Here is a 16,297-nt window from a genome sequence, read left to right as displayed (position 1 = left end):
TGTCTTCAGATGCTTAGACGCTTTTGGCTGTTATTTGCCCAAGCGGTGACGGTGCTGTTGGCGCTGATGTTCATCATTGCGACCCTCAAACCGCAGTGGCTGCAGCGTCAAGGACAATTCGGCAGACAACTCGCCGAACCAATCGTGGCGCTGCGGGAAGTGGCGCCGGGCATCAGCAAAGGGCATGCCGAAACGTCGTATGCCGAAGCGGCGCAAAAGGCCATGCCCGCGGTCGTCAACGTGTTCTCCAGCAAGGATGGCTCGCTGCCGCCCGACCCGCGCGCCAAAGATCCGCTGTTCCGCTACTTCTTCGGCGACAGGAACAATCGCAAGCAGCAGGAGCAGCCTGCCTCGAATCTCGGCTCAGGCGTGATAGTGAGTTCGGAAGGTTACATTCTAACGAACCAGCACGTCGTCGACGGCGCCGATCAGATCGAAGTCGCGCTCGCCGACGGCCGCACCGCCAGCGCGAAGGTCATCGGCATCGACCCCGAGACCGATCTGGCGGTGCTCAAGGTCAACATGAGCAATCTGCCCACCATCACGCTCGGCCGGATGGACCAGACCCGCGTCGGCGACGTCGTGCTCGCGATCGGCAATCCGTTCGGCGTCGGGCAGACCGTGACGATGGGCATCGTCAGCGCACTGGGCCGCAACCACCTTGGCATCAATACGTTCGAAAACTTCATCCAGACCGACGCCCCGATCAACCCCGGCAATTCGGGCGGTGCGCTCGTCGACGTGAACGGCAATCTGCTCGGCATCAACACCGCGATCTACTCGCGCTCGGGCGGCTCGCTCGGCATCGGCTTCGCGATTCCGGTGTCGACCGCGCGCAGCGTGCTCGAGAGCATCATCACGACCGGTACAGTCACGCGCGGTTGGATCGGTGTCGAACCGCAGGACGTGACGCCGGAAATCGCCGAGTCGTTCGGGCTCGATCAGAAGTCAGGCGCGATCGTCGCCGGGGTGCTGAAGAGCGGACCGGCCGACCGCGCGGGCATCAAGCCCGGCGACATCCTGACGAGCGTGAACGGCCAGGTGATCACCGATACGACGCGCCTGTTGAACGTGATCGCGCAGATCAAGCCGGGCACGGCGGCAAAAGTGCATCTGGTACGCAAAGGCCATCAGATCGATCTCGACGTGATGATCGGCAAACGCCCGCCGCCGCCGAAACAGCCGGAAGACGAAAACGGCGGCGATCAGCCGGACGACGAAGGTGGTTGAGGTCAAGGCCGCGACGAACGCAACGAAAAAGGGCAGTCCGTGATGAACTGCCCTTTTCATGTGACGCCGGGCACCGAGTCCCGGCACCTCAATTAGACGGCGGCGGACTCGCATCCTCGACGACCACCGGCTGCTTGCCGACGATCAACCGCGCCGCGACGATGCCGGCTTCGTACAGCAGAATCAGCGGAACCGCGAGGATCAGCTGCGAAAACACGTCCGGCGGCGTCACGACGGCCGACACCACGAACGCGCCGACGATCACATACGGCCGGATCTCCTTCAGCTTCTTCAGGGTCACCACGTTCATCCGCACCAACAGGACGACGACGATCGGCACCTCGAACGTGACACCGAACGCGATGAACATCGTGAGCACGAAGCTCAGGTAATTGTCGATATCGGTTGTCATTTCCGCGCCGAGCGGCGCGTTGTAGTGCGCCATCACGCGGAAGATGGTCGGAAACACGACGAAATACGCGAACGCCATGCCGCACAGGAACAGCGTATAGCTGCTCGCCACCAGCGGTGCGACCAGCTTCTTCTCGTGCTGATAGAGTCCCGGCGCGACGAACGCCCAGATCTGGTACAGCACGACCGGCAGCGCGATCACGAAAGCGACCAGCATTGTCACCTTCATCGGCACGAAGAACGAGCCGGTGACGTCGGTGACGATCATCTTGCCGTCCTTCGGCAGATTCATCATCAGCGGCCGCGCGAGCAGTTTGAAGATGTCCGGCGCCCAGTACACGAGCCCGATAAACACGACGATGACGGCGAGCCCCGCACGGATGATGCGGTCACGCAGTTCGACGAGGTGGGAAATGAAGGTCTCTTCGGCGCCTTCGTTCTGGGATTGCTGGGGGTCGCTCACACCGGCCCTCGGTTAGGGATTGTCGATCTGAACATCAGAAAAACCGCGTCGGACGACGCAGGTTGGCAGGTGTGTGCCGCGCAACGCGCGCGGCGCCCGACTGCACGCGCGTGCGGCGCAGGCTCGCTCGCTTGTACCAGGTGGGGGTGGCGCTTTGCTGGACGCGCCAGTTCTTGCGTTTGGGCGCGGCGGCCGGTGTACTGACCGGCCACGAGGTGGCACCGGTGCTGCCGCTGACGCCGCTGCCGGCGTCTTCGAGCGCGCCGCCGGCGATACTCGGCGACACCGACGTACCGCTCTTCCATGCCTCGTTCAGTTCATTCTCGTGCTTGCGCAGATTGTCCTGAACCGTCGTTTCGACGTTGCTGGCGGCCTTCTCGAACTCGGTCTTCATGCGCCGCAGTTCGTCGAGCTCGATTTCGCGCGTGACTTCGGCCTTCACGTCGTTGACGTACCGCTGGGCGCGGCCGAACAGCGCGCCGGCCGTGCGGGCGACACGCGGCAGGCGCTCAGGCCCGAGGACGACCAGCGCGACGACGCCGATCAGCGCCATCTTGGTTAGACCGAGGTCCAGCATGAGGTGAAATGTCCGTCAGAAATGCGGGAACGGCGCAAACGCCGCGGCTTAGCGGTAATCGCCCGATTGCTGCGTCTTTTCTTTCGCTTCGACGTCCACCGCGCCGTTGCGCGGCAACTCGCGCTGCTGCTGTTGCGCGTCGGCCGACGGCGATTCGGCTTCCTTCATGCCCTCCTTGAAGCCCTTCACCGCGCCGCCCAGATCGCTGCCGATGTTGCGCAGCTTCTTCGTGCCGAACACGAGCGCGACGATCAACAGAACGATCAACCAATGCCAAATACTCAACGAACCCATGACTACTCTCCTTAACCCCAACGCCGCATCTCGATGCGGCAAATTTGCCTAACCTGAAGCGCGTGCGCTTCGTCTGCCTCTATCTCTACGTTACCGCAGGTCGCACCAGCTCGCTCGCAAAGTGCGCCGCAGTCTGAACCGCCGTCATTGTGGTCAGGCGATCGCGTCGACGGTATTACACAGCGGTAAAAATAACGACGGCGCTATTGTCCTCGACCAAAACTCGCGGCGGTGTGCTCTCGCCACGCGGCGCGCATGACCCGTGCGCCCGCTCAGCCCATGCGATGCCAGGGGCGCGGTCCCGCGAGAATATGCGCGTGCAGGTGATACACCTCCTGACCACCGCCCGGACCGGTATTGATTACCGTGCGAAAGCCCGTTTCGCCGCCGCTATACGCGACCCCCAATTGCTCCGCCAGTCGAGCGGCCAAGACAAGCATTCTACCAAGCAGAGGCGCGTCGCTTTCCGTGCAGTTCGACAGCGTTGCAATGTGCTTGCGAGGGATCACCAGCACATGCGTTTCTGCCGCCGGACGGATGTCGCGGAAGGCGACGAACTCGTCGTCTTCGTGGACTCTGGTCGAGGGGATTTCGCCAGCGGCGATCTTGCAGAAAAGACAGTTCGGATCGTGACTCATCGTGTTCCTGACGCGGTATGACTTAGGCGAGCGAAGCCGCACGCGACGAGGTTCGACCCGAATGCCGGTCCGCGCGTGCGGACCGGCTAGCGTTCAGACCCAGCCGGCCGGATTCGCGAATGGCTTGTTATCGTACAGATACAGCCAGCCTTTGATAATACGGTACAACATCCATATGCTGACCGCCCACAGCACCGGGATGCCGATCACGACGACCAACAGCAACGCGCCGATCGCATAACCGACGAGGCCCATCCAAAACGTGCGAATCTGCCATTCGAAGTGCGCTTCGTACGGCGTGCCGGCCACGTCGGCCCGTTTCACGTAGTTGATGATGATCGCGACCAGAATGGTGAGCCCACCGGTCAGCCAATGAACCGCATACAGCGCGTACAGCACGTGCGTGAGCGTGCGCAGGCTGCGCTCCCGCTCAGGTTCCATCGCGTGGCGGTAGACCGGCGGCGGGTAGCTTCCTTGCGGCTGTTCCATGCTTGCGTCCTCACGAAGGTGCGGTTACCGCTATATAGGCGCCAGCGCGCGCGAGTTCAAGCGGAAATGCCAGATTTCCGCTCCGGCTGCTCAGTCGCCGTTTGCCTCACGCTCGCGGCTCTTGCGCAGCGCTTTTTCCTCGATGCCCGACAGGCCTTCGCGACGCTCGAGTTCGGCGATCACGTCGGCGGGGCTCAGATTGAAATGCGACAACATCACGAGGCAGTGGAACCACAGGTCCGCGACCTCGCCGACCAGCGCCTTCGGCACGCCGCCGTGGCGAGTGTCCTTTGCGGCCAGCACGACTTCGGTGGCTTCTTCGCCGATCTTCTTCAGAATCGCGTCGTCGCCCTTGTGGAACAGGCGCGAGACGTACGAGGTGTCTGGATCGCCGCCCTTGCGGCCATCGATCAACGCCGCGAGGCGCAACAGCGTGTCGAGCGTGGAAGCCTCGGCGGGCGACGGGTTTTGCGTGGATTGCGTCATTTGTAGATGTGTTCGGGGTCTTTCAGCACGGGATCGACGGCCTGCCAGTCGCCGTCGTCCACCGAGCCTTCGAATTTCTGGAAAAAGCACGAGTGGCGGCCGGTGTGGCATGCGATGCCCGAGACCTGCTCGACCTTCAGCAGCACGACGTCTTCGTCGCAATCGAGTCGCACTTCATGCACGTGCTGCACGTGGCCGGATTCCTCGCCCTTGAACCACAGGCGTTGGCGCGAGCGCGAGAAATAAACCGCGCGGCCGGTCTCGACGGTCTTCGCGAGAGCCTCGCGGTTCATCCACGCGAACATCAGCACGTCGTTCGTCGACGCTTCCTGCGCGATCACCGGCACGAGGCCGTTCGCGTCCCACCTGACCTTGTCGAGCCAGTTCACTGCCGAAGGATTCGTCACGTCACAACCTCACCGAAATGCCTTGGTCGGCCATGAAGCGCTTGGCCTCGCCGACCGTGTGTTCGCCATAGTGGAAGATGCTCGCGGCCAGCACCGCATCCGCGTGACCGCTTTTGATGCCGTCGGCGAGATGCTGCAGATTGCCGACGCCGCCCGAGGCGATCACCGGAACCGGCACCGCGTCCGACACCGCGCGCGTCAGCGCAAGGTCGAAGCCGCTCTTGGTGCCGTCGCGATCCATGCTGGTCAGCAGGATTTCGCCCGCGCCGAGCTCGGCCATCTGGCGCGCCCATTCCACCGCGTCGAGACCGGTGGACTTGCGTCCGCCGTGCGTGAACACTTCCCAGCGCGGCGTTTCGCCGTCGGCAGAGACGCGCTTCGCGTCGATCGCGACGACGATGCACTGCGAGCCGTATTTGTCGGTCGCGTCCTTCACGAGCTGCGGATTCGCGACCGCCGACGAGTTCATGCTGATCTTGTCCGCGCCCGCGTTCAGCAGGCGCCGCACGTCTTCGACCGCACGCACGCCGCCGCCGACCGTCAGCGGAATGAACACCTGCGAAGCGACCGCCTCGATGATCGGCAGGATCAGGTCGCGCTGATCCGAGGTCGCGGTGATATCGAGAAACGTCAGTTCGTCGGCGCCCTGATCGTCGTAACGGCGCGCGATTTCGACAGGGTCGCCGGCGTCGCGCAGTTCGACGAAGTTGACGCCCTTGACCACGCGGCCCGCGGTGACGTCGAGACAAGGGATGATGCGTTTAGCTAGAGCCATGATCGTGCAATTCTGCCAATACCGCTGATGAGGCCGCTCGCTTGCGGGCAAGCGGCACGGTGCCGGCGCGAGCGGTTGCGTCGCGCCGCGAGTGAAGTGCTGGCCGCAGGCCGCCGAGGTTCCGGTTGCGTGATCGTGCGAAGCGCGCTACCCGGCAAGCCATCGGTCGAGCGAGTGCCGCAAGCCGAGGTGAGTGCCACGCCGGCACACGGCGCGAGCTTCCCGGCAAGCGCGGCCGACGCCGCGCTTAAGCGTCGTCCGCTTCGCGCAGCTTGTCCGCGAGCGTCTGCGCGGCCGCGAAGTCGAGGTCGCCCGAATAGATCGCGCGGCCGCAGATCACGCCTTCGATGCCCTCGCCTTCGACTTCGCACAGCGATTCGATGTCCGCGAGGTTCGACAGACCGCCGCTCGCGATCACCGGAATCTTGACCGCGCGCGCAAGGCGCACCGTCGCTTCGATGTTGATGCCCTGCAGCATGCCGTCGCGGCCGATGTCGGTGTAGATGATCGACTCGCAGCCGTAGTCCTCGAACTTGCGCGCGAGGTCGGCCACTTCGTGACCGGTCAGCTTGCTCCAGCCGTCGGTCGCGACCTTGCCGTCTTTCGCGTCGAGACCGACGATGATGTGGCCGCCGAACGCGGTGCACGCGTCCTGCAGGAAGCCGGGGTTCTTCACCGCCGCGGTGCCGATGATCACGTACGACAAACCGTCGTCCAGATAGCGCTCGATCGTGTTCAGGTCGCGGATGCCACCGCCGAGCTGAACCGGAATCTCACCGCCCACTTCGTCGATGATCGCCCGGATTGCATCGCCGTTCTTGGGCTTGCCGGCGAACGCGCCATTCAGATCGACGAGATGCAGACGACGCGCGCCGCGGTCGACCCAATGTCGGGCCATTGCCGCCGGTTCCTCGGAGAAAATCGTCGCCTGGTCCATATCGCCCTGTTTGAGGCGTACACACTGACCATCTTTCAGGTCGATGGCGGGAATCAGCAGCATAGCAATCGGGTGTTATCTGGGAGTGGATTGAAGGTCGGCGGCAGCGGCTGGCGGATCAGCCCGCCGCAATACCGTCTCGCTAGTTTAGTACAACTCTTTCGGCGCTCCAGTGGGGCGCCGGTCGGATGCGGGACCGCGGCACCGCGCGACGCACGCGCGGCAACGGGATAAAGAAAGGCGTTCACGGGTTCCAGTGCACGAAGTTGCGATACACGCGCAAACCCGCCTCGGCGCTCTTTTCGGGGTGGAACTGGGTGGCGAAAATGTTATCCCGCGCTACAGCCGAGGTAAAGGGCACGCCGTAGACCGTCTCGCCCGACGTGTGCGTCGGGTTGTCCGGCACCACGTAGTAGCTGTGCACGAAGTAGAAGAACGCGTTGTCGGCGACGCCGTCCCACAGCGGATGCGGCTGCGCCTGACGCACGCGGTTCCAGCCCATCTGCGGGACCTTGAAGCGCGAGCCGTCGTCCTGCAGGCGGCCTTCGAGCTCGAAGCGCACCACCTTGCCGGGCAACAGACCCAGCCCCGGCGTGTCGCCCTCTGCGCTCCAGTCGAACAGCATCTGCTCGCCGACGCACACGCCCATCAGCGGCTTGCTGCGCGACGCCTCGACGACCGCTTCCTGCAAACCGGACGCGCCGAGACTGCGCATGCAGTCGGGCATCGCGCCCTGGCCGGGCAGCACCACGCGGTCGGCCGCACGGATCGCTTCCGGACGATCGACGATCGCCACGTCCGCTTCCGGCGCCGCTTTGCGCAGTGCCTGGGCAACCGAGCGCAGGTTGCCCATTCCGTAATCCACAATCGCTATCGAAGTTTTCATTTCAAGTTGGGCCGCTCTGCCCTCGATCCATCGATGCCGCCGCGCGGCGTAGAACGACGTGCCGGCAAATGCGGTCCTGCCCGACGAGTCGCGTGAAGGTGAGTGGCCTGAAGACGTTGGGGGCGGTGAAACCCTGTGTTAAAGCCTGCTACGGCCGTTCGGTCAGAGACTGCCCTTGGTCGACGGAATCTGTCCGGCCGCACGCTCGTCGAGTTCGACGGCCATGCGCAGCGCGCGCCCGAACGCCTTGAACACCGTTTCGAGCTGGTGGTGAGCGTTGATGCCGCGCAGATTGTCGACATGCAGCGTCACGCCGGCATGGTTCACGAAGCCGCGGAAGAATTCGATCGACAGGTCGACGTCGAACGTGCCGATGCGCGCGCGCGTGAACGGCACGTGGAATTCGAGGCCCGGACGCCCGGAAAAATCGATCACGACGCGCGACAGCGCTTCGTCGAGCGGCACATAGGAATGGCCGTAGCGGCGGATGCCCTTGCGATCGCCGATCGCCTTCGCGACAGCCTGGCCGAGCGTGATACCGGTGTCCTCGACCGTGTGGTGGTCGTCGATATGCAGGTCGCCATGCGCTTCGATCTCGAGGTCGAACAGCCCGTGGCGGGCGATCTGGTCGAGCATGTGGTCCAGGAACGGCACACCGGTGGCCAGCTTCTGCTGGCCGGTGCCGTCCAGGTTGATCTTCACACGGATCTGCGTTTCGCTGGTGTTGCGAACGACTTCCGCAAGGCGCATGGCAATTCCTCGAATCTGGCTTAAAAGCGCTAGTAATGTGGGGTGGACTAATGGCGGGCTGCTCAGTGCAGCCGTTCCATGCAGCGGCTCGGTGCCGCCGCTCGATGCGGCGGATTACCGCAACACGAGTTTCAGGCCGGCGAGCAACTGCGCGTTCTCGTTCGGCGAACCGACGGTCAAACGCACGCAGTTGTCCAGCAATGGGTGCATTTTACTCACGTTTTTGATCAGGATACGTGCCGTTAGCAGGGTTTCGAACAATACCGACGCATCGGGCACCCGCACGAGCAGGAAGTTGCCCGCGCTGTCGAACACTTCGGCGCCCGGCAGCGTGGCCACCGCCTGCGCGAGCTTCTCGCGTTCGTCGCGCAATTGCGCGGCCTGCGCGTCGAGCACGCCGATGTGGTCGAGCAGGAAATCGGCGGCGGCCTGCGTCAGCACGTTGGTGTTGTACGGCGGGCGCACCTTGTCGAATTCGGTCAGCCACGCAGGCTTGCCGACCAGATAACCGAGGCGGATCCCGGCGAGGCCCAACTTCGACACCGTGCGCATCACGACGACGTTGTCGAACTGGTCGGCGCGCGGCAGCCAGCTCTTCTGCGCGAACGGCTGATACGCCTCGTCGATCACGACGAGGCTCTTGCCCGCCGCGGCGATGATGCGCTCGATTGCGGCGTCATCGAACAGCGTGCCGGTCGGGTTGTTCGGATACGCGAGATAGATCAGCGCCGGTTCGTGCTCGGCGAGGCCCGCGAGCATCGCGTTGGTATCGAGCGTGAAGTCGGCTTTCAGCGGCACGCCGACGAATTCGAGATGCGCCAGCTTGGCAGACATCTGATACATGACGAAGCCCGGCACCGGCGCGAGCACCTTCGCGCCCGGCTTCGCGCACGCGACCGACATAATGCTGATGATTTCATCCGAGCCATTGCCAAGCAGCACGTCGCAGCCCGCCGGCACGCCCATCACGTGACGGATGCGCTCGATCAGTCGCTCGGGACGCGGCGCCGGATACCGGTTCAACGCGACGCCGGCCAGACGCTCGCCGAGATGGGCGGCAAGTTCCGGCGGCAGCGGGAACGGGTTTTCCATCGCGTCGAGCTTGATGAAACCGGTGGCGTCCGGAACCGGATAGCTCGTCATTGCGAGCACGTCGCTGCGGATGATGTCTTGAGGTGTCGTCATAGCTTCGGGGCCCGGCCGGGCGAAGACTGCCATGTCGGCGTCGTCGGTGCAGGGCGCTCGGGTTGGTCTCTGTCGTCGTTATTGAACGGGGCGGGTGCTCGATGCGTCGCTCGCGCGGCAGTCTCCGCCCTCGCCGCTTCCGTCTCAGCCGCGTTCGTTGTTGTTCTGCCGCATCCGGAATTCGGCGCTGCGTGCGTGCGCTTGCAGACCTTCGCCATATGCAAGTTCGGCGGCGATCTCGCCGAGCGTCTGCGCGCCCTCCGCGCTGACCTCGATCAGGCTCGAGCGCTTGAAGAAATCATAAACGCCGAGAGGCGACGAGAACCGGGCGGTACGCGACGTCGGCAGCACGTGGTTCGGGCCCGCGCAGTAGTCGCCGAGGCTCTCGCTGGTGTAGCGGCCAAGGAAGATCGCACCCGCGTGGCGGATTTGCTGCGCCCACTGATGCGGCTCCAGCGCCGAAATTTCGAGGTGCTCCGGCGCAATGTCGTTGGCGATCGCGCAGGCCTCGGCCATGTCGCGCACCTTGATCAGCGCGCCGCGATTTTCGAGCGACGTGCGGATTACCTCGTGGCGCGGCATCGTGGGCAGCAGTTCGTCGATCGCTTCCTGCACACGCGCGATGAACGCGTCGTCCGGGCACAGCAGGATCGACTGCGCGAGCTCGTCGTGCTCGGCCTGCGAGAACAGGTCCATCGCGACCCAGCGCGGATCGGTCGTGCCGTCGCACAGCACGAGAATTTCCGACGGCCCGGCGATCATGTCGATGCCGACCGTGCCGAACACGCGACGCTTCGCCGACGCGACATACGCATTGCCGGGGCCGCAGATCTTGTCGACCGCGGGCACGGTTTGCGTGCCGTACGCGAGCGCGCCCACCGCCTGCGCGCCGCCGATCGTGAACACGCGATCGACGCCGCCTAGCAGTGCCGCCGCGAGCACGAGCGGATTCTTCACACCGTCCGGCGTCGGCACGACCATCACGATTTCGCGCACGCCGGCCACCCGCGCCGGAATCGCGTTCATCAGCACCGACGACGGATACGCCGCCTTGCCGCCCGGCACGTAGATGCCCGCGCGATCGAGCGGCGTGACCTTCTGGCCGAGCACGGTGCCGTCCGCTTCGGTGTACTGCCAGCTATGGCTGCCGCACTCGATCTTCTGCTTCTCGTGATAACCGCGCACGCGCGCCGCCGCCGCTTCCAGCGACGCACGCTGCTTCGGCTCGAGACTTTCGAGCGCCGCTTCGAGCTCCGCCATCGGCAGTTCGAGCTCGGCCACGCTTTTCGCATCGATGCGATCGAAGCGGTTCGTGTACTCGAGCACTGCGTCGTCGCCCCGCGCCTTCACGTCGTTCAGAATCTGCGCGACCGCGCGCTCGATGGCTTCGTCTTCGCTCGCCTCGAACGCGAGCACCGCATGCAGCGACTTCTGAAAGTCGGGAGCGGTGGAATCGAGTTTGCGAATCTTGGTTGACATACAGGTATCCGTTTCGGTAAGGCGCTGAGTCGCAGCGTGATCAGCGTGCCATCGTTCAGTCAGGCCGCCGGGGCGCCGGTTTTCGACGACGCATTGGCAAACGCGTCGAGAATTGGCCGCAACGCGGCGCGTTTGAGCTTTAGCGCCGCCTGGTTCACCACGAGGCGCGACGAAATCTGCATGATCTCCTCCACCTCGACGAGATTGTTCGCGCGCAGCGTATTGCCCGAGCTGACCAGGTCGACGATCGCGTCGGCGAGGCCGACCAGCGGCGCCAGTTCCATTGAACCGTACAACTTGATCAGATCGACGTGAACGCCCTTGGCGGCAAAATGCTCACGTGCGGTTTCAACGTACTTGGTCGCGACACGCAGACGCGCGCCCTGGCGCACCGCGTTCGCATAATCGAAACCCGCCGCGACCGCGACCGACATCCGGCAACGCGCGATGTCCAGGTCGACCGGCTGATACAGACCGCTGCCGCCATGCTCGAGCAGCACGTCCTTGCCGGCCACGCCGAAGTCGGCCGCGCCGTACTCGACATAGGTCGGCACGTCGGTCGCGCGCACGATGATCACGCGCAGGTTCGGGTCGGTGGTCGGCAGGATCAGCTTGCGCGAACTCTCGGGATCTTCGGCGACTTCGATGCCGGCCGCCGCGAGCAGCGGCAGCGTTTCCTCGAAGATACGCCCTTTCGACAACGCGAGCGTGAGCGGCGCGCTCACCGCCGGCGACGACGACGTTTGCGGCATCGAACTCATGCCTGGCTCCCGGATACGCGGCGCACCTTCGCACCGATCGCGTTGAGCTTCGCTTCCATGCGGTCGTAGCCGCGATCGAGGTGATAGATACGGTCGATCAGCGTCTCGCCCTCGGCGCGCAGCGCGGCGATCACGAGACTCGCGGACGCGCGCAGATCGGTGGCCATCACCTTCGCGCCGGACAGTTTCTCGACACCGGTCACGAGCGCGGTGTTGCCGTCGATCGTGATGCTCGCACCGAGGCGGTTCAGTTCCTGCACGTGCATGAAGCGATTTTCGAAGATCGTCTCGACGACCTGCGACGTACCGTCGGCGATCGTGTTGAGCGCCATGAACTGCGCCTGCATGTCGGTCGGGAACGCCGGGTATTCGGAGGTGCGGAACGTGACCGCGCTCGGGCGCTTGTCCATGCGCACGCGCATCCAGTCGTCGCCTTCCTCGACCGTCACGCCCGCATCGCGCAGCTTTTCGGTGACGGCTTCGAGCAGCAGCGGACGCATCTTGCGCAGCGTGACGTCGCCGCCTGCCGCCGCGACCGCGCACAGGAAGGTGCCCGCTTCGATGCGGTCCGGAATGACCGTGTGCTTCGCACCGTGCAGCTTGTCGACGCCCTGGATCACGAGGCGATCCGTGCCGATGCCTTCGATCTTCGCGCCCATCGCGACGAGCAGATGCGCGAGGTCGACCACTTCGGGTTCACGCGCGGCGTTCTCGATGATGGTTTCGCCTTCCGCGAGCACCGCCGCCATCAGCAGGTTCTCGGTACCGGTCACGGTGATCATGTCGGTGACGATGCGCGCGCCCTTCAGACGCTTCGCACGCGCTTCGATGAAGCCGTGCTCGATCGTGATCTCGGCGCCCATCGCCTGCAGACCCTTGATGTGCTGATCGACCGGACGCGCGCCGATTGCGCAACCGCCCGGCAGCGACACGCGCGCATGACCGAAGCGCGCGACGAGCGGACCGAGCACGAGAATCGACGCGCGCATCGTCTTCACCATCTCGTACGGCGCGACGAGGTTGTCGACCTTCGACGCGTCGAGCGCGACGCGCCCTTCGCCTGCCTCGATACGCACGCCCATCTGGCCGAGCAGCTTGAGCATCGTGCGCACGTCCTGCAGATCGGGCACGTTCTCCAGATGCACCGGATCGGCGGTCAACAGACCCGCGCACAGGATCGGCAATGCCGCGTTCTTCGCACCCGAGACGACAACTTCACCGGAGAGCGGGTAGCCACCTTCAATGATGAGTTTATCCATGCCTGTCGGTTCCTGATCGGCCCGGGTCGCGCCCGGACCTGCTTTGTCTGTGTTCGGCGCGCCGCTAGCTGCGTCGCGCCCTTCGTGAGTAACTCGCACTAAATTTCCAGATTACGCGTTCTGCCATTCGGCGGGCGTCAGCGTCTTCATGCTGAGCGCGTGGATTTCTTCGCGCATGCGCTCGCCGAGCGCCGCATACACGAGTTGATGGCGCTGGATCAGGCGCTTGCCTTCGAAGCTCGGCGAGACGATCGTCGCAAAGAAATGCTGACCGTCGCCTTCGACTGCGAGATGCTCGCACGCGAGTCCAGCTGCAATGTACTGTTTGACCTGTTCGGGAGTCGGCAACATGAGAGAAGCTCCTCGTCAGTGGCGCAGCTTGTAGCCGGTGGCGAGCATGCGCATCGCCACGACAGCCAGCACCACGAAGAAACCGGCGACGATCGCGAGGCTCATCAGCGGGTCGATATCCGACACGCCGAAAAAGCCATAGCGAAAGCCGTCGATCATGTAGAAAAACGGATTGAGCCGCGATACTTCGCGCCACCCGGGCGGCAGCGTATGCGTCGAGTAGAACACGCCCGACAGGAACGTGAGCGGCATGATCAGAAAGTTTTGGAACGCGGCGAGCTGGTCGAATTTTTCGGCCCAGATGCCGGCGATCAGACCCAGCGTGCCGAGAATCGCCGCGCCGAACATCGCGAACACGATGATGTAGAGCGGCGCGGTGAACGCGAGCGGCACGAACCAGATCGTCACGATGAACACACCGAAGCCGACGCACAGCCCGCGCGCCACGGCCGCGAGCACGTAGGCCGCGAACATCTCGTAGTGCGACAGCGGCGGCAGCAGCACGAACACGAGGTTGCCGGTGATCTTCGATTGGATCAGCGACGAAGAACTGTTCGCGAACGCGTTTTGCAGCACGCTCATCATCACGAGACCCGGAATCAGGAAGCTCGTGTATTCGACGCCCGGATAGACCTCGACGTGGCCGCGCAGCGCGTGGCCGAAGATGGTCAGATAAAGAAGCGCGGTGATGACCGGCGCGAGCACGGTCTGGAACGATACCTTCCAGAAACGCAGCAGTTCTTTGTAAAACAGCGTGCCGAATCCACTGTAGCCGCTCATGCGAGCCCCTCGATCACTTCTGGACCGTTCATCACCTGAACGAACACGTCTTCGAGGTCGGCCTTGCGGACCTCGATTTCTTCGAATGTACAACCGGCCGCGCGGCATTGCGCGAGGATGCGCTCGACGTCGTCGTAGCTCGTTAGGCGCAGCAGGTGCTGGCGGCCATTGCCGTTGCCGGCGCCGCTTTCCGCCTCGAGCGGACGCAGATCGGCGGGCAGCACGCCGTGCGCGAAGCGCACGAACAGCTGCATGCCGGCGAAGCGCTGCAGCAGCGTGCTGGTGCGATCGAGCGCAACGACCTCGCCTCGGCGCAGCATCGCGATGCGGTCGCACAGCGATTCGGCTTCTTCCAGGTAGTGCGTGGTCAGCACGATCGTGTGGCCTTCGCGATTCAGGCGCGAGATGAACTTCCACAGCGTCTGGCGTAGTTCGACATCGACGCCCGCGGTCGGCTCGTCGAGCACGATCACCGGCGGACGGTGCACGAGCGCCTGCGCGACCAGCACGCGGCGCTTCATGCCGCCCGACAGCGCGCGCATGTTGGCATCGGCTTTTTCGGTGAGATCGAGATTGGCCATGATCTCGTCGATCCACGCGTCGTTGTTGCGCAGACCGTAGTAGCCCGACTGGATGCGCAACGTTTCGCGCACCGTGAAGAACGGATCGAACACGAGTTCCTGCGGCACCACGCCGAGCGCGCGGCGCGCATTGCGGAAATCGTCGACCACGTCGTGACCGCGCACCGCGATGCTGCCTTCGTCGGCGCGGGCGAGACCCGCGAGTATGCTGATGAGCGTCGTCTTTCCCGCGCCGTTCGGACCGAGCAGTCCGAAGAACTCGCCTTCTTCGACCGTGAGGCTGACGCCCTTGAGCGCCTGCAAGTCCTTGTAGCGCTTCTTGACGTTACGAATTTCTATGGCTGACATGACTATGGGCCGCGCGCGTCGCGGCGCCTGAAGTAGCCCCGATGGAGCTTGGGGACGTGCAAATGCTGGAAGAAACGGAACCGGGGCCGATTAGGGGGCCAGTTCAACGCCCCAAAAAAACGTTTGATTATAGGGCAAAAACTGACACCCCCGGCCTGGCCGGAAGGGGGGAGACGACGCTAGAGGAGCGTCAATGTCGCGCTGACGCAACCATGCTGGAGGCGACAGGAGAGAGAAGCGTATCGACGCCGTAGGCCTGCGCGAGACTGGCGAGACCGGCCGGCAGATTGATGATTTCGAACTTGTCGCCGCGCGCCGCCGCGGCCCGCACCCACGCGAGCAGGACCGCGAGCGCCGACGAATCGAATTGCGTGAGCGGCGCGCAATCGACGCCGCGCGCGCCGGCCGCAATACGTTGCAGACCCGCCGCGAGCGCGGCCTTCGCGCTCTCGTGGGTCAGCGTCGCGCCGCTGTCGAAGCGGTTCGCGACCTGGTTCAGCACGTCGCTCACGACTGCTTGCCCGCGGCGAGTTGCTGATTGCGCTGCGTGAGGAACTGGATCAGTCCGTCCACGCCCTTCTGCTGGATCTGCTCGTTGAACTGCTGCTGATACGCCTGGATCAGCCACGCGCCGAGCACGTTGAGGTCATACACGCGCCAGCCTTGCGTCGTCTTGTACAGGCGATAGTCGAGTTCGATCGGCTGGCCATTGTTCATCACGACCGAGCGCACCACCGTGTCGGTGTCGTCCGGGTTCATGCGGAACGGCTTGAACTGGATCTGCTGGTCGCGCACCTGCGCGAGCGCGCCCGAGTACGTGCGGATCAGCAGCATCTTGAACTGCTCGACCACCTGGTTCTGCTGCTCGGGCGTCGCGGTGCGCCAGTTGCGGCCCATCGCGAGCTGGGTGGTGCGGCGGAAGTCCGTGTACGGCAGGATCTTTTCGTTGACGAGCGCCGTGATGTGGGTGATGTCGCCCTGCTGGATCGACTTGTCGCCGCGAATTGCGTCCATCACCTGCTGGGTGACGGTTTTGATCAGCGCCTCGGGGGAGTTGGTGTCGACGGTTTGCGCCGATGCGCCCGCGCTGATGAATGAAAACAACACGGCAAACAACGGAATCAGGAAGAATTTTTTCATATCGAGCTTTGCCTCAAAAATAGTGCAACAGGTTGAACGGACCTTATCACGCGAGTTTGACGGCAATCCA

21 protein-coding genes are annotated in these 16,297 nt (G+C 64.0%); 1 reads left to right on the top strand and 20 read right to left on the bottom strand.

The annotated features are described in order from the left end of the window. Window positions 1–9 precede the first annotated feature (9 nt). Window positions 10–1,230: a Do family serine endopeptidase gene (locus tag AB4Y34_RS22260; protein WP_176110151.1), complete on the top strand. Its 1,221-nt coding sequence runs from the start codon at window positions 10–12 to the stop codon at window positions 1,228–1,230. Window positions 1,231–1,318: 88 nt separating this feature from the next. Here AB4Y34_RS22260 and tatC read toward each other — a convergent pair whose 3' ends face one another. The 20 genes from tatC to AB4Y34_RS22160 all read right to left on the bottom strand — a co-directional run bounded on the left by tatC (window position 1,319) and on the right by AB4Y34_RS22160 (window position 16,227). After that, on the bottom strand, window positions 1,319–2,104 hold the full coding sequence (gene tatC, locus AB4Y34_RS22255; RefSeq protein WP_176124285.1) for a twin-arginine translocase subunit TatC: 786 nt from the start codon (window positions 2,102–2,104) through the stop codon (window positions 1,319–1,321). Window positions 2,105–2,138: 34 nt separating this feature from the next. Then, complete coding sequence (gene tatB, locus AB4Y34_RS22250; protein WP_176381133.1) at window positions 2,139–2,681, bottom strand: Sec-independent protein translocase protein TatB; 543 nt, start codon at window positions 2,679–2,681, stop codon at window positions 2,139–2,141. 48 nt (window positions 2,682–2,729) lie between these two features. Then, on the bottom strand, window positions 2,730–2,975 hold the full coding sequence (tatA, locus tag AB4Y34_RS22245; RefSeq protein ID WP_176110148.1) for a Sec-independent protein translocase subunit TatA: 246 nt from the start codon (window positions 2,973–2,975) through the stop codon (window positions 2,730–2,732). Between the two features lie 272 nt (window positions 2,976–3,247). Next, on the bottom strand, window positions 3,248–3,613 hold the full coding sequence (locus AB4Y34_RS22240) for a histidine triad nucleotide-binding protein (RefSeq protein ID WP_013090689.1): 366 nt from the start codon (window positions 3,611–3,613) through the stop codon (window positions 3,248–3,250). Between the two features lie 93 nt (window positions 3,614–3,706). Further along, window positions 3,707–4,102, bottom strand: coding sequence for a hypothetical protein (locus tag AB4Y34_RS22235; RefSeq protein WP_152853628.1), 396 nt, complete (start codon window positions 4,100–4,102; stop codon window positions 3,707–3,709). A 90-nt stretch (window positions 4,103–4,192) separates the two neighbouring features. Further along, entirely contained in the window at window positions 4,193–4,588 is a 396-nt protein-coding gene (locus tag AB4Y34_RS22230) for a phosphoribosyl-ATP diphosphatase (RefSeq protein WP_176381132.1), read from the bottom strand. Beyond that, window positions 4,585–4,995, bottom strand: a complete 411-nt coding sequence (gene hisI / locus AB4Y34_RS22225) for a phosphoribosyl-AMP cyclohydrolase (protein WP_176381131.1) — start codon at window positions 4,993–4,995, stop codon at window positions 4,585–4,587. The genes AB4Y34_RS22230 and hisI overlap by 4 nt, the downstream gene beginning before the upstream one ends. 1 nt (window position 4,996) lies before the next feature. Then, complete coding sequence (gene hisF / locus AB4Y34_RS22220; protein ID WP_176381130.1) at window positions 4,997–5,770, bottom strand: imidazole glycerol phosphate synthase subunit HisF; 774 nt, start codon at window positions 5,768–5,770, stop codon at window positions 4,997–4,999. A gap of 247 nt (window positions 5,771–6,017) precedes the next feature. Continuing rightward, on the bottom strand, window positions 6,018–6,770 hold the full coding sequence (gene hisA / locus AB4Y34_RS22215) for a 1-(5-phosphoribosyl)-5-[(5-phosphoribosylamino)methylideneamino]imidazole-4-carboxamide isomerase (protein WP_169500003.1): 753 nt from the start codon (window positions 6,768–6,770) through the stop codon (window positions 6,018–6,020). Between the two features lie 181 nt (window positions 6,771–6,951). Further along, window positions 6,952–7,593, bottom strand: a complete 642-nt coding sequence (hisH, locus tag AB4Y34_RS22210) for an imidazole glycerol phosphate synthase subunit HisH (RefSeq protein WP_176110144.1) — start codon at window positions 7,591–7,593, stop codon at window positions 6,952–6,954. A 162-nt stretch (window positions 7,594–7,755) separates the two neighbouring features. After that, the gene (hisB, locus tag AB4Y34_RS22205) at window positions 7,756–8,343 is read right to left on the bottom strand and encodes an imidazoleglycerol-phosphate dehydratase HisB (protein WP_176110143.1); all 588 of its coding nucleotides are present in this window, start codon (window positions 8,341–8,343) and stop codon (window positions 7,756–7,758) included. A 114-nt stretch (window positions 8,344–8,457) separates the two neighbouring features. After that, the gene (hisC, locus tag AB4Y34_RS22200) at window positions 8,458–9,528 is read right to left on the bottom strand and encodes a histidinol-phosphate transaminase (RefSeq protein ID WP_368717245.1); all 1,071 of its coding nucleotides are present in this window, start codon (window positions 9,526–9,528) and stop codon (window positions 8,458–8,460) included. A gap of 144 nt (window positions 9,529–9,672) precedes the next feature. After that, window positions 9,673–11,007, bottom strand: a complete 1,335-nt coding sequence (gene hisD, locus AB4Y34_RS22195; RefSeq protein ID WP_368717211.1) for a histidinol dehydrogenase — start codon at window positions 11,005–11,007, stop codon at window positions 9,673–9,675. 59 nt (window positions 11,008–11,066) lie between these two features. Beyond that, window positions 11,067–11,768, bottom strand: a complete 702-nt coding sequence (gene hisG / locus AB4Y34_RS22190) for an ATP phosphoribosyltransferase (RefSeq protein ID WP_176124279.1) — start codon at window positions 11,766–11,768, stop codon at window positions 11,067–11,069. Beyond that, window positions 11,765–13,027: a UDP-N-acetylglucosamine 1-carboxyvinyltransferase gene (gene murA, locus AB4Y34_RS22185; protein WP_176381128.1), complete on the bottom strand. Its 1,263-nt coding sequence runs from the start codon at window positions 13,025–13,027 to the stop codon at window positions 11,765–11,767. Before murA ends, hisG begins: the two co-directional genes overlap by 4 nt. 111 nt (window positions 13,028–13,138) lie before the next feature. Beyond that, window positions 13,139–13,378 carry a BolA family protein gene (locus AB4Y34_RS22180; protein WP_176381127.1) on the bottom strand — a complete coding sequence of 80 codons (240 nt, stop codon included), beginning with the start codon at window positions 13,376–13,378 and terminating at the stop codon, window positions 13,139–13,141. 15 nt (window positions 13,379–13,393) lie between these two features. Further along, on the bottom strand, window positions 13,394–14,158 hold the full coding sequence (locus AB4Y34_RS22175) for an ABC transporter permease (RefSeq protein ID WP_176124276.1): 765 nt from the start codon (window positions 14,156–14,158) through the stop codon (window positions 13,394–13,396). Then, the gene (locus AB4Y34_RS22170; RefSeq protein ID WP_013090703.1) at window positions 14,155–15,087 is read right to left on the bottom strand and encodes an ABC transporter ATP-binding protein; all 933 of its coding nucleotides are present in this window, start codon (window positions 15,085–15,087) and stop codon (window positions 14,155–14,157) included. Before AB4Y34_RS22170 ends, AB4Y34_RS22175 begins: the two co-directional genes overlap by 4 nt. Before the next feature lie 190 nt (window positions 15,088–15,277). Beyond that, window positions 15,278–15,598 (bottom strand): STAS domain-containing protein, encoded by a 321-nt coding sequence (locus AB4Y34_RS22165; protein WP_176124275.1) that lies wholly within the window; start codon window positions 15,596–15,598, stop codon window positions 15,278–15,280. Beyond that, window positions 15,595–16,227: a phospholipid-binding protein MlaC gene (locus AB4Y34_RS22160; protein WP_368717210.1), complete on the bottom strand. Its 633-nt coding sequence runs from the start codon at window positions 16,225–16,227 to the stop codon at window positions 15,595–15,597. Before AB4Y34_RS22160 ends, AB4Y34_RS22165 begins: the two co-directional genes overlap by 4 nt. Window positions 16,228–16,297: the final 70 nt, after the last annotated feature.

The sequence above is a fragment of the Paraburkholderia sp. BR10954 genome (genome assembly GCF_040965775.1).
Lineage (GTDB): Bacteria > Pseudomonadota > Gammaproteobacteria > Burkholderiales > Burkholderiaceae > Paraburkholderia > Paraburkholderia youngii.
Note: the sequence above shows the minus strand (reverse complement) of the source record. Positions and strands in the feature narration are given on the sequence as shown.